The 12,768-nt window shown below is 69.7% G+C and carries 13 protein-coding genes and 1 pseudogene; 7 read left to right on the forward strand and 7 right to left on the reverse strand.

Annotated features, from left to right (window positions below):
- The first annotated feature begins 177 nt into the window (after positions 1 to 177).
- The 7 genes and pseudogenes from ACH4EW_RS26830 to ACH4EW_RS26860 all read left to right on the forward strand — a co-directional run.
- Positions 178 to 669: a hypothetical protein gene (locus ACH4EW_RS26830; protein WP_398261122.1), complete on the forward strand. Its 492-nt coding sequence runs from the start codon at positions 178 to 180 to the stop codon at positions 667 to 669.
- A gap of 543 nt (positions 670 to 1,212) precedes the next feature.
- On the forward strand, positions 1,213 to 1,464 hold the full coding sequence (locus ACH4EW_RS26835; protein WP_398261124.1) for a hypothetical protein: 252 nt from the start codon (positions 1,213 to 1,215) through the stop codon (positions 1,462 to 1,464).
- Between the two features lie 426 nt (positions 1,465 to 1,890).
- Complete coding sequence (locus tag ACH4EW_RS26840) at positions 1,891 to 2,088, forward strand: hypothetical protein (protein ID WP_398261125.1); 198 nt, start codon at positions 1,891 to 1,893, stop codon at positions 2,086 to 2,088.
- A 414-nt stretch (positions 2,089 to 2,502) separates the two neighbouring features.
- Positions 2,503 to 2,751, forward strand: coding sequence for a hypothetical protein (locus tag ACH4EW_RS26845; RefSeq protein WP_398261127.1), 249 nt, complete (start codon positions 2,503 to 2,505; stop codon positions 2,749 to 2,751).
- A gap of 131 nt (positions 2,752 to 2,882) precedes the next feature.
- Positions 2,883 to 5,018: a Helicase associated domain protein gene (locus tag ACH4EW_RS26850; protein WP_398261129.1), complete on the forward strand. Its 2,136-nt coding sequence runs from the start codon at positions 2,883 to 2,885 to the stop codon at positions 5,016 to 5,018.
- Complete coding sequence (locus tag ACH4EW_RS26855) at positions 4,984 to 5,550, forward strand: helicase associated domain-containing protein (protein WP_398261131.1); 567 nt, start codon at positions 4,984 to 4,986, stop codon at positions 5,548 to 5,550. Before ACH4EW_RS26850 ends, ACH4EW_RS26855 begins: the two co-directional genes overlap by 35 nt.
- Positions 5,551 to 5,597: 47 nt before the next feature.
- Positions 5,598 to 5,741 (forward strand): annotated as a pseudogene (locus ACH4EW_RS26860) (IS701 family transposase); the annotation flags it as partial.
- Positions 5,742 to 5,920: 179 nt separating this feature from the next.
- On the opposite strand, the gene ACH4EW_RS26865 reads toward ACH4EW_RS26860, so the two are convergent.
- The 7 genes from ACH4EW_RS26865 to ACH4EW_RS26895 all read right to left on the reverse strand — a co-directional run bounded on the left by ACH4EW_RS26865 (position 5,921) and on the right by ACH4EW_RS26895 (position 12,767).
- Positions 5,921 to 6,571, reverse strand: coding sequence for a DUF402 domain-containing protein (locus ACH4EW_RS26865; RefSeq protein WP_398261133.1), 651 nt, complete (start codon positions 6,569 to 6,571; stop codon positions 5,921 to 5,923).
- Positions 6,572 to 6,680: 109 nt separating this feature from the next.
- Positions 6,681 to 7,340 (reverse strand): dTDP-4-dehydrorhamnose 3,5-epimerase family protein, encoded by a 660-nt coding sequence (locus ACH4EW_RS26870; protein ID WP_398261135.1) that lies wholly within the window; start codon positions 7,338 to 7,340, stop codon positions 6,681 to 6,683.
- Between the two features lie 149 nt (positions 7,341 to 7,489).
- On the reverse strand, positions 7,490 to 8,263 hold the full coding sequence (locus ACH4EW_RS26875) for a class I SAM-dependent methyltransferase (protein ID WP_398261137.1): 774 nt from the start codon (positions 8,261 to 8,263) through the stop codon (positions 7,490 to 7,492).
- Positions 8,264 to 8,323: 60 nt separating this feature from the next.
- Positions 8,324 to 9,361, reverse strand: a complete 1,038-nt coding sequence (locus tag ACH4EW_RS26880) for an aldo/keto reductase (RefSeq protein WP_398261139.1) — start codon at positions 9,359 to 9,361, stop codon at positions 8,324 to 8,326.
- A 170-nt stretch (positions 9,362 to 9,531) separates the two neighbouring features.
- Positions 9,532 to 11,127, reverse strand: a complete 1,596-nt coding sequence (locus tag ACH4EW_RS26885) for a GMC oxidoreductase (RefSeq protein WP_398261140.1) — start codon at positions 11,125 to 11,127, stop codon at positions 9,532 to 9,534.
- Between the two features lie 105 nt (positions 11,128 to 11,232).
- On the reverse strand, positions 11,233 to 11,595 hold the full coding sequence (locus ACH4EW_RS26890) for an SAV_915 family protein (protein WP_398261142.1): 363 nt from the start codon (positions 11,593 to 11,595) through the stop codon (positions 11,233 to 11,235).
- A complete protein-coding gene (locus ACH4EW_RS26895) occupies positions 11,592 to 12,767 on the reverse strand; it encodes an acyl-CoA dehydrogenase family protein (protein WP_398261144.1) in 1,176 nt (391 codons plus the stop codon). The genes ACH4EW_RS26890 and ACH4EW_RS26895 overlap by 4 nt, the downstream gene beginning before the upstream one ends.
- Position 12,768: the final 1 nt, after the last annotated feature.

Here is a 12,768-nt window from a genome sequence, read left to right on the forward strand (position 1 = left end):
AGACGGATGCTTCGCGGCCACCCAGGCATGGGCCCGTGCTGACCGGCATGGGCCACTTCCGGCCTCCCCGCTCGCGCCCCCCTGCGGACCACGAGCCGGTGTTCGCGCCGCGGCAGCCCGGCTAAGATCTGCCCGCCCCGCGATTCGCGCGAGGGTCGGCACCTGGGGGTGGCAGGGATGGCGCAATCCTTGATCGGTGAACGGTACGTCGTGGGCCTCGGCTGCAGGGTGAGCATCAAGGGGGTAGCTGTTACGACCGTCAAGTGGAGCATCTCGCACCTGCCGACCGGCGGCGCGGACCGGCCGACCAGCCGTGAACAGAGCGTGGGGATAACCTGCCCCCGCTGCTCGCGGAAGTTCTCTGTCCAGGTGGAGAGCGTGGCCAAGGCGCGGCGCAAACAGCTGATCAATCGGGCAGTGGGCTGGCTGCTGCTCCTCTCTCTCCTCGTCACCGTCCCCATGCTCTTCCACCTCGGCGGCCAGACCGTCGAGGAGGGCGACACGCAATCGTCCGACCTCGTGGGCATCCTCTTCGGACTGGTCGCCCTGGCCGTGATCGCCGGCCCATCCTTCCTCGTCGCCGCGAACCGCAACGGCGTCAAAAAGCTCCGGCTCGTCCGGAACGACGGCACCAGAACCGCCCTGGTCCAGGGCCACCGGCTGTTCTGAGCCCGTCCGAGCCCCGACGACCGGTGAGCGGCCATCGTGGTGATCGAATCCGGGGCGTGACCACTGTGGCGATCTTGGCCAAGTGGCGCGTCCCGATTGGCCATCAAGCCTGTCATCCGTGGCCATCTGTTGTGTCACTTGGACACCTACGGAGTCCAGGCACACGAGTGGGGACCCGGCCGCCCGGCTTGCCCTACAACTTGCCGTACAACCTGCTCTACAACTTGCCGTACAACCTGCCCTACAACCTGCCTCCACCTGACCGGCCCCGCACTAGAACGCGCACGTCACGGACCTGGTCAAGGGGGGCGCCGGGCGCCGACTACTTCCGTACGGTACCCACCCGCCGGCGCCGCGCCCGGCTCCGTGCTCCTGGTGGTGCTCGTCGACGGTCCGGTGCCCAGCGTGCGGCGGTGCGTGGTCGGGGACGGCACCGGCATCGCAGCCGCAGATACCTTCTGGGATCAATCCGCGTAGTGCGTGGTGGCGGCGAGCTCGTCTGGATACTGACGAGTTGAACCTACCCGTGAGGAGACCAAAGCGATGACCACGGCAGAGACCACGGCGACCCTGATAGACGGCGCCTACGAGGGATTCAGACTGCAGCTCGGGGACACCGTGATCGATGTACAGCCCGTTGCCGGGCAGAGTCTCGCCGAGCTCGACGCGGAGATCCAGATCGACGTCTACATGGCGGACGGGGACGGAACTGGACGGTGCGCACTAACCGAACGAGTCAAGGGCGCACAGCAGTTGAGAGCCGCCCTTGCCGAGTGGAAAGCGATTCTGTCCTGACAGAAGCAGCAGCACCCGGCGGGCGGGTCCCTGAACGCCCCGCTGCGCCCCGAGCGCGGACCGCCCCGGGCTGGGAGACCCGGAGCGGCCCTGTACGAGGCGAATGGGACGGCCCCGGCCCTCCGCACGCCCCGTACAACCGCTTCACCTCAATCGAGCTGCGCCTCGCCTCAGAAAAACCCTGACCACGAACCACCCCGCCGCCCCTGCCCCGGCCGTGTCAGAGCAGGGGCGGCTTCGCGCGCCCGAGACATCCCCACAGCCCGAGCGGGTGGTTTTTTCCTCGCGTACGCGGGCGCGGATCTGATCGAGCACGCCCAACTAGCCCAGGAATACCGCTCGTTGACATACTTTGTAGTGGTCTGTCACGGTTCCGTGCGTCGAGTCGGGCCGACCGGACGCCCGAAGGACCGTGAGGAGACCGCTGTGAAGAACCGATCGCCGCTCGCCCGCGCCGAGGAAGCCAAACGCCGCCGCGACCTGGTCGGGGAAGTCGACGCGCTGGTCGGCGGGCACCGCGCGCTGACCGAGACACCGTGGTACCCGTCCCGCCCCGGTGACCAGCTCCTGATCACGCTGGAAGCCAGCGAACACGCCCCGCGCTCAACGGAGCTGTACGGGTGATCTCGGGCCGGGACGGCCTGGAGCTGCGCCTGGTCGAGGTGACGCCCGAGGGGGCTGCGGGAGGGTGGTACGCCGGGCCGCCCGAGCTGTACGGGTCCGACCCGGTCGAGGCGCCGTGGATGGAGGCCGGCCCCGACCGGCTCACCATCACCCGCGACGGCGTCATCGTCCACCAGGGCCACCACGCGCTGCCCCGACCCGACACCACCGAGCCGCGGCTGACGACCACCGTCGGCCCGGACGGCACGGTCGGCTGGGCCATCGTCCGCGAACGCGAATACACACCGGCCGAGATGAGCGACCTGGAACAGAAGGCCCTCGCCCGGGGCGCAGATCGCCGGCCGTTTCAAGATCTTCCGCCACCGCCCGCTGGCGTATGCGACCGAGCAGGACCGGGCGGTCTGGGACGACCTCGTGCGGGCCGTGGAGGGCCTGCTGAGGCTGCGCGCGCACCGCCCCGGAACGCTGGTCAAGCACGCCGCCTACCTCCACGCCCGCACCGCAGGGCGGATCGGCAGCCTCTCCCACCTCATCCGCGAAGCCGCCCTGGTCGCCATCACCGAAGGTACTGAGCGGATCACCAAGCAGCTGCTGGGCGAGGTGGAGCTCGACGCGGCAGCCGAAACCCAGGCCCGGCCGACCCGGCCCGTACGGCGGAAGTAGGGGCATCCGGAGTGGCACAGCAGCGCAGCACGACCGCACACGGCCGCATGCCCGGGAGCGGGAGTGCGGGATGCAAGCCGCGAGCGTCCGGCGGGGTCGTGCCCGCCATCGGCTGCGGCGCGGCAGGACGGGTGGCTCCGCTGCAGGGAGAGCTGACGCTGTCGTTCCTGACCAGGCTCGCCGCCCGCTACCACCTCGGCATCCGCTACCTGCTCGCCGCCGTCACCGACGTCGGCGGCCTGCAGAACCTCACCGGCATGCTGTACCCGGACAGCGAGATCCACCTCAACGCGCAGGCTCGCGCACGTGTTTCCGTGCTCTGCCGTGTTGCGCCGCACGTGCTCGAGCGTGCCCTGCCTGCATGGACACGGGAAGAGCCGTGCGGCAAGTACGGGGCCGGCCCGGTCGGGCGGCTGATGCGCGGTGAGGAGGCCGTCGCTGCCTGGGGCCCGGCCTGCCCCGCCTGCACTGCCGCCCGCACCGGACGCGACGTGCCCGCACGCCGGTACCTGGCCCCCGAGCAGCGGGTCTGCGCACGCCACCGCTACTGGCTCCAGTACGTGCCCGGCACCAGCGGCCTGCCCGTGCCCCTCGGCCGGTGCCCGGAGGTGATCGAGGCCCGTCGGCGGCATATCCAGCTGCTGCACCGCTCACCCGCCGGGGCGCCAGTTTTCGAGGTCGCACGCGCCGTCACCAGTTTCTGGTGGGAGCAGCCCTGGCCGGGCAAGGAACAGTGGTGGCCGGCCCGTCTCAAGGCCACGCGTCCGGATGATGCCGATCCTGGCTGGTGGAAGGTAGCGGCACGCGACCTGATCACCTATCCCGAAACCGTCGCTGTGGCGCGTACCCTGGCCAGCTCCCACTGGCAGCAGCAGACCGTCGCCCAAGCGCGCGGCCATCTTCCCTACCGGCTGGGCGAGTTGCCCCAACTACTGGCCGAACTCGCTAGCCAGCTCAGGCGGCCGTGGCTCGCCCACCACCTCGCCACCGTCACCCACGGGCCGCTGTTCACCTGGGCCCATTCCTGCGTGAAAACCCGTGCCGCGTCGGGGACCGCCGTGCAGAAGGCGCTGTGGAGGGTGCACTCGTCTCACCGGCCGCGCCCCCTCAGCGACCTTCTCCCCCATCCGCAGTCCGCCGGCGCTATCCAGCCTGCGCGGGTACCGACCAAACGGCTTCGCGGCCACAGCCTGCAGGCCGAGCGCGCCTTCACTCAAGGACTCGTCCACGCCCGCTCCTACCACAAGCAGCACGGGCATCTCGCCGTGCCCAAGGAAGACACCTTCGCCGGCTATCCACTGGGTCAGTGGGTCGCCAACCTGCGTACGAGCCACACCCGAATGCCAGCCCACCAAGCCGCTGCCCTGAAGAGCATCTACCCCTGGTGGAACGCACCGTGGAGCACCTTGTGGCAGCGCACCTGGCACCAGGCCCGCGATCACTCCGAAGCCCACGGCCCGCTCGAGCCCGTCAGCGGCTTTCCCACCACCAGCTACAGCCTGGGCGAATGGCTGTACCTGCAGTGCACCCGCTACCCCGCCCTCCACCCCGAACAACAGCACCTCCTCACCGAGATCGGCATCGACACAACCGCGGCGGCGGCCGCCCGACCCAGACGACGCAACATGAGGGCCGGCGCCGAAGAAGCCCTCGCCCACGCCCGCACCTACACCGCCGAACACGGACACCTCGCCCAGGTCAGCGTGACCACCGTGCATCACGGATACCCGCTGGGCCGATGGCTCGCCGGCCAGCGAAGCCAGCAACAACGCAAAGTCCTTTCCCCCGAACGGCAACAGGCCCTCAACGCCATCGCCCCCTGGTGGTGCCCGCCCTGGAACCTGCGCTGGCAACGCAACTACTACCGCGCCCGCGACGCCGCAGACAGCCGCCTCCTCCAGGCCGAGAACGGCTTTGATGACCTCGACGGCTCCGGTGCCGCCGACTGGCTGTGGCGCCAGTGCGTCATGTACGACGAGCTCCACCCCGAGCAGCGGCAACTCCTCACCGACATAGGCATCACCACCGAGGTAGCGCGCACGTACGGCCCTGAAAACACCAGTTGCAACCCCCGTGCCGGAGGCGAAAGGCAAGACCAGCCAAACCATAAGGGCTGCGGATCCTGCGGCTCTTCCCGGTCAGCGGCGCACACGGCGTGCCGCCGAGCCGAAGCGTCCCCGCCAGCCCCGCAGCCGCCTTGGGCACCGCCCCGATCTGAGGCCGGGTTTCGAGATGGCCCTGGCACACGCCCGGGCCTGGCACGCTGAACACGGCCACCTCGCAGCTCCCCGGGACATCCGGCACGACGGGTATCCGCTGGGATGGTGGCTGTTCAGCCAGCGCAACCGAGCCAAGGACCGAGCACGCCGCGGTTTGCCGCCCTCACCCCACCTGGCCGAGCTCGCCGCGATCGACCCCTGGTGGAACCCGCCCTGGAACGCTGAATGGCACCGCAACTACCACCACGCCCGCGGTCACGTCGAAGCGGGCCATCCCTTCGATCCTGCCGCACTGATCCCCTCCCCCAGCACCGCACTCGGCAGCTGGATTACCCGAACTTGCCTGGATTACCACCGCCTCCATCCCGAACAACAACACCTCCTGACGCTGATCGGAATTACGTCCGAGGTCGCCCACGCACGTACCCGGCGCGCGCACCCCTGGCGCACCGCCGTCGAACACGCCCGGACCTTCGCCAAGACCCACGGCCACCTCGCCGTACCCCGCGACACCACCCAGGACGGCTTCCCACTCGGCCAATGGCTCAACCGACAGCTCTACCGCATGAAAACGAAATGAGCTGCCCTGAGATTTGTGGAGTCCGATCTTGATTGGTTCAGGCGGACCGCGGGATGAAGCACGGCCTGGGCCTGGACCACTTCGAGGGCCGCACCTGGCGAGGCTGGCACCACCACGTCACCCTGGTCACCGCCGCCCACGCCTTCCTCACCCTCCGGCGCCTCGACCCAAAAGTCGAGACGCCGACCTGACCTTCTACCGAGTCCTCGACGCCATCCAGGACCTGATACGGGCCTGGACCGGCGAATGCCCCACCTGCCACCGCGAGTTACCCACCACACGCCAACCAGGGCGCACCGGACCACTTCAGACCCAACGAAGTACTACTAGGGGAAGGAATGCAACCCCATCCCGATCACAGCAGCGCAAGTCAGCGCTCCGGCCGGCCCGGCAGTTCCGGCACCCGCCAGGCCCCGTCCCAGCGCCAGGCAGGCCAGGGCTCGGTGTCCGAGAACGGCCCGGTACGGTGGTCGAGCATGGCGAGCACCTGGGCACGGGCGTGTTCCAGGGCCCGGTGTTCGCCGTCGGACACGATACCCAGACGCCGCACGTGGGCGTACTCGTCCTCGTCCTTCCAGGTCCAGTCGGCCAAGTCGGGGGCGATGACCAGGTCGAGGACGAGGTCGAGGCTGTCGAAGCCGTTCCCGGTGCGGCGGATCGGGTGCTCAAAGTTCACGTACCAGTTCCGCAACCGGTGGCCTGCAGCGTCGTAGAAGGCGTTAACGCTGAACCACTCCACCGGCGGCTTCCAGACCAGCATCACGGTCTCCTGCCACACACCCGACGTGAGGTCCCAGTTGCCGGTCACCATCGCATCGAACGCCTCGGTGCGCAGGGAGCGGTCTCCGTCGATGCTGGCCCTGGCGTAAAGCGACGGCCAGCGCCGGCCCGCTCCCGGGCAACAGGCAGTCACCAGAGCCTCGTCCGTATCGGCGACGACCCTCATCGCCTGCTCACTCCACACCCGGCCCCGGTACACGTCACGCCGCACCACCGTCTCGCCGATGCCGAACCGCCGCACGGCCCCTCCTCTCCCCGACACCGCAACACCTCACGACCCGCGATCCTGAGGACCGGGCCTCAGGACCACCCGCGCCCAGGACACCCCACAGCCTGGACAGCACCGCGCCTCACAGCGCCATATCGAGCGCCAGGCTCGTCTCGTAGTCCGGCAGAATGCCCAGCCGAGCAGCTTCCGCCAGCGTCGGAGCGTCGCGGTCACGCGGCGACATCACCGGCTCGCCGTCGAGATCGAACGGCAGCGCGATCTCCGGGTCCAGGGCGGACACCGCGTGCTCGTTGCCCGGGACGTAGCCGCCGGACATCAGGTACACCATCGTGGTGTCATCCTCCAGCGCGACGAACGCATGCCCGACACCGACCGGCAGATACGTCGAGCGCAGATGCTCCTGGTCGAGCACGACCGAGTCCCACTGACCGAAAGTCGGCGAGCCCACGCGCAGATCCACCGCGAAGTCCAGCGCCCGCCCGCTCGTGCAGTGCACGTACTTGGCCATGCCGGGAGGCGCCACGGTGAAGTGCACACCCCGCACCACACCCCGGCGCGAGACGCTGTGACTGGCCTGGACAAGGGGGAACGGATGCCCGACCGCCCCGGCGAAGGCCGGTAGCTGGAAGAAGTCGGCGAACATCCCACGGTTGTCGGGGAACACCGTGGGCGTGAACTCGAAGGCGCCCCTGATCCTCAGCTCGCGGACGGTCGCGGCGGTCGAAAATGCCGCCGCGTGCGCCGGGGTGTCCCCGGCCTTCTCTGCCTGCAGTCCTGTCATACTCCACGCTTCCAAGTCGGTGTATCCCGCTGGCACTGCCCGGCGGCACGGCCGCCGGGCACCACGGGTCGCGGGGCGGGACCGGTCCCGGTCCCGCGCTCCCCCGGCGGGTGGCGCCGCGCTCCGGGGGCCTGTTGCGTCCCCTCCGCTCACTCCCCCCATTTCATGTAGATCACCGGCGGCTCGCGGCCGGGGATCTGGCGCAGTGTGGCGTGGTCGAGGCCGAGTACCTCGCGCAGGGCCGTGGTCTCCCCCGGCCACTTCGGGTGCGCCAGCTCGTCGAAGGCGAGGATGCTGCCCTTGGTCAGGTGCGGCCGGATCGCCTCCAGCAGTTCCTTGGTGGGCTGGTAGAGGTCCAGGTCGAAGTACGCGAGAGCAATGATCGTCTCGGGGTTCTCTTCCAGGTACTGGGGCACCGTTTCGCGGACGTCGCCCTCCACCACGAACGAGCGCTGGGTGTGGCCGAACGGCTCGCTCACCTCGTGGGCCGCGAGGACTTCCCGCAGGTGCTCCACCTCGCCCTCCGGCACGGCGAACCGGCCGGGGACGGCACTGGTGCTCACCTTGTCCACCGTCGCGACGTCCGGGAAGCCGCTGAAGGTGTCGAAGCCGATGATGCGCCGCAGCGAGTTGTACGGTTCGTAGATGCTGCGCAGCGCCGTCAGCGTCGCCAGATGCCGTCCGTGCAGGACGCCGAACTCCATGATGACGCCCGGCACTTCCGGCAGCATGCGGTACAGCGCGTCCATCGACAGCAGGTCCGCGAGCTGGAACCGGCGCAGGTACACGGGTAGGTTGTCGATCAGGTACTCGGGCGGGATGGGAGTCTCAACGAGCAGCTTCGTCAGCCGCTCGCGCGCGTCGCGCTCCTGGGCTGACTCATGCGGAACGATCAGGGGATTGGTGAATCCGTCTTTGGCCATAGAGCCGGCTCCAATCGGTAGCCATCCGTGCGCCGGAGGAACGGCGCATGTCAGCGGGGTTCACGACAACCAGGCGTCGGGGGCGGGACCTCCTCGTCCAATCGGTGGGAAGAGTTCATCGAGGCTCGCGAGGAGCGTTCCGGGCAGCGGCGACCGCAGCGCCGAGAGCGCGCCGTCGACGTGTGTCTCGGTACGGGGCCCGATCACCACGCCCGTCACGCCGGGCCGGGACAGTGTCCAGGCCATGCCCACCTGGGCGGGGTCCAGCCCGTGGTCGGCACAGAGTTCCTCGTAGGCCGCGATGCTGTGGTGGTGCTTCTTGAGGCCTTCCGCCGCACGGCCCTGTGCGGACTTCACGGCGCGGTTCTCCCGGGTCTTGCGCAGGACGCCGCTGAGCAGGCCCCCGTGCAGCGGGGACCAGACGAGCACTCCGAGGCCGTACGCGCGTGCTGCGGGAATCACCTCCAGCTCCGCGTGCCTGGATACGAGGTTGTAGACGCACTGCTCGGAAACGAGGCCGAGCAGGTTGCGCCGCTCGGCGGCCTCCTGGGCGGACGCGATGTTCCAGCCCGCGAAGTTGGAGGAGCCGGCGTAGCGAACCTTGCCCTGGGTGATGAGCACGTCCAGGGCCTGCCAGACCTCGTCCCAGCCGACGCGGCGGTCGAGATGGTGGAACTGGTACAGGTCGATCCAGTCCGTCCTCAGCCGCCGCAGGGACGCCTCGCACGCGGCGATGATGTTGCGGGCGGACAGGCCCTCGGCGTTGGGATCGTCGCCCATCGGGTCGCCGACCTTGGTCGCCAAGACCACCCGGTCGCGCCGTTCGGGACGGCCGGCCAGCCAGCGGCCGATGGATTCCTCGGTGTGTCCCTTGTGAACCCGCCAGCCATAGGTGTTGGCCGTGTCGAACAGGTTGATTCCCTGCGCGAGGGCGTGGTCCATGAGCCGGTGGGCCTCGTCCTCCTCCACCCGGCCGCCGAAGTTCACCGTGCCCAGGGCCAGCCTGCTGACGCGCAGACCGGTCCGGCCCAGCTGGGTGTGGAGTGTGTCGCCGCCGGTGTCCGGCGCGTAGGCGGTTCCGACAGCAGGCAGCTGCATCAAGGCGGCACTTCCTTTCTCGTCGCTGCCTTCCGTGCCGCTCCAGCATGGAGAAGGTCTCTGGAGCGAAGGTGGTGCCCAAATGAAGTCGCGCTGGTCCGGAACCGGGCAGGGCCAACACCGCTGCCCGGCATCCCCGGGGTGGGCGGTGACTCAGGCCGATCGTCCCCTCACGTACCGGAACCGAGCCGCTGTACGATCTCGCGTGCGCCGATGACCGCCAGCGCGACGCTGGTGAGAGTGGGGTTGCAGGCCGTCCGAGTCGGGATGACGCCGTTGCCGGCCACGTAAAGGTTGTCGAGGCCCCACACCCGGCTCGTCGGGTCGCAGACGCTGGTGCCGTCGTCAACGGCTCCCATCCGTACGGTGCCCTGGTAGTGCAGGGAGCTGCCCGAGGGGAGGATCCAGGATGTCTCGCCGTCGGCCGGGCCACCGAGGATCTTGCCGAGCCGAAGCGCCTCGATCTCGGCGTAGGCAAGGGTCTCGCGGTCCCGCTCGCTCAGCGTGTGATGGATCGTCATCGCAGGCATCCCAATCCAGTCCGTCTCGGTGTCGCTGAACTCCAGGCGGTTGTCGGGCCGGGTGTCCTGCGCGGTGAAGAGGTGGACCGAGATCAGGGGCTTCGTGCGGGGACGGTCCTGCGTGGCAGGCGGGAGGGTGGCCGGGTCGATCCGGACCAGCATTCCGTGGAACGGGTACTCCTCCCCCTGGTAGGGAAGCCAGGTGACGCCGCTGGCCGCCACGATGCTCGCCGTCGCGCCGGACATCGCGGCCGTGGCGTGGTCACCCTTACCGTGCTCTTCCCCACCGGAACGGTCGTTCTCGTCGCCGAGTCCGTCGACCACGGCCAGGAGCGACACCTGGGAGTGTTCGTTGAGGTAGCGGCCCAGTGCGGCCGGGCGGACGCCCGAGGCGAAGAGGAGCTGCGGGGTGCGCAGCGGGTCGCCCGCGACCACGACGTGGCCAGCCCGTACAGCGGTCACGGTGCCCGTGGGGCGGTCCCGCAGCCGCACGCCAGCCGCGTGGCCGTTCCTGACGACGACCTTCTCGCAGAGCGTCCCCGTCCGCAGTTCGAAACCGCTGTTCCGGCCGGTCAGGAGATCCCCGAGGACGACGTCCGGGCCGTGCCGCCGGACTCCATCAGGCGTGCGGGTGACAGCCATGGGCATGGCCTGGACACGGCGGTCCGGCGCGCGGCCGTCGTCGAGCGCGTCGCCGAGCACTCGCTCGACGTGGGCAGCGAAGGTCGAGTCGGCGAACTGCGTGGAGGAGACCTGGAGGAGGCCCTCGGCAACGGTGAGGGCTTCGTCGAGGATGTCCGGAGCGATGGCGTCGATGCGCTCTTCCCCACCAGGACGGGGACAGGCCCCGAACCAGTGGGCGCCCATACCGCCCGCGTTGCAGGACTCCTGGGCGGTGGGCAGGCCGCCGTCCGGCCGGCCCACCGGGTAGAGGCCGGCCCGGGTGCCGAGCGCCCGGCGTCTCTCCTCCCTGGTGGCGTTGTGGGCCGTGCCCGATGCCGCCGAGAGCTCGTACGGGTACTGGTTCGGCCCCTGCGACGCGACTCGGGCGCGCGCGCGCTCCTCCGGGTCGGTGATACAGCTCATGTGCACACTGGGCTGGTCCGCCAGGATGGGCCCCGCCTCGACCACCAGCACCGTGGCCGATGGTCTTGCATCGGTGATCAGGCGGGCGTACGCCGCGCCCGTCGGACCACTGCCGACGATGACGACATCGAATTCCTCGGTGAACTCCGGTGCGGGCACAGCTTCTCCTCGGTGAGGCGGTAGGTGCGGTCGGTCTGCCCGCACGTGCGGGCAGACCCGGGTCGGTCCTGTCCGTACGGCGGTGGGGTCGCGGGCCCGGTCCGGTCACGCGGCATGGCTGGCGTCGAGGGGAGGAACGGCAACGGGGCCAGCCGAGGCCAGCACCGGGTCGATGGCCAGCGAGCTGATGCCCAGCGGCTCCAGGAGGATCCGCAGTGCCGGGAGGGCGATCCTGACCATGGCGTGGTCCGGCCCCAATTCCGCGTCGAGGGCGGTGGGGGTGGTGAAGGCGACCGCGATCCGTGCCCCGTCGGGGGCCCGGAACAGCCGGATGCTGTATCCGTGCGGCGAGAACCGCCGGACCGCCACGAAGACGAGTCCGGAGGGGCCGGGCGGCGGCCCGGTGCGGTCGCCCGGGTCGGCGGCGGTGTCCGCAGCCGTTTCCTGTCCGCACCGATGCGCGTTCACAGCGACCGGGCGAGGACGACGCGCTGAATCTGGTTGGTGCCCTCGATGATCTGCAGGAGCTTCGCCTCGCGCATCCAACGCTCGACGGGGTGGTCCTGGACCAGTCCATAGGCTCCCAGTGCCTGCACGGCGTCGGTGGTCACGCGCATGGCCGTGTCGGTGGCGAAGAGCTTGGCACGCGCCGCCGCGACCGTGACGGCGGAGTCACGGGCGCCGCTGTCCAGAGTCCGGGCGGCCTCCCGGACCAGTGCCCGGGCGGCGGCCACTTGCGTCGACATGTCCGCCAGCATGAAGCCGACGCCCTGGAAGTCGATGACCGGACGACCGAACTGACGCCTGGTTTTGGTGTAGGCGACCGCGTAATCCACGGCGGCGGAGGCCAGCCCCACCGCACAGGCGGCTATGCCCAGGCGGCCCCGGTCGAACAGGCCCGTCGCGATCAGGAAGCCCTTGCCTCTGCGGCCGATCAAGTGGTCAGCCTGTACACGGGCATCGTCCAGGACGACCGCCGCCGTGGGCGAGGACCGCGCGCCCATCTTCTTCTCCGGGCGCTGTACGTGCAGCCCGGGGGTCTGGTCGGGGGCGAGCAGCACCGACAGTCCGCGGACACCGGTCCCTCCGGTGCGGCAGAAGAGGTTGTAGTAGTCGGCCTGTCCGGCATGGCTGGTCCATGCCTTGATGCCGTTGACCGTGTAGGACCGGCCGTCCGGGTCCGCGCGTGCCGCGCAGCTCATAGCGGAGATGTCCGAGCCCGCCTCGGGCTCGGAAATGCAGTTGGCGCCAAGCTGCTCTCCGCCGAGCATGCCATGCAGCCACCGCTCACGCTGCTCGTCGGTACCGTGGGCCGCCAGCGGGTAGCACGACAGCACATGGATGTTGACGGATTGGGCAACCACCAGCCACCGCTTGGCCAGGATCTCCAGCACGGTGAGGTAGGCCTCGTAGCCAAGACCGCCCCCGCCATAGCGGGTGGGGTAGGGCAGGCCAAGGAGTCCGGCCCGGCCCAGGGTCCGCAGGATCTCCCGGGGGAACTCTGCGCGGTCCTCGAAGTCGTCGGCGTGGGGGGCGAGTTCCTTGTTCGCCAGCTCCTGGGTCAGCGTCAGCAGGTCACGGACCTCGTCGGGCCGCTGGGATGCTGTGGTGCCGAGCAGGATGGAATCACGGTCGGTCATC

This window comes from Streptomyces sp. NPDC018000, from assembly GCF_044328025.1.
In the GTDB taxonomy this organism is placed as follows: Bacteria; Actinomycetota; Actinomycetes; order Streptomycetales; family Streptomycetaceae; genus Streptomyces.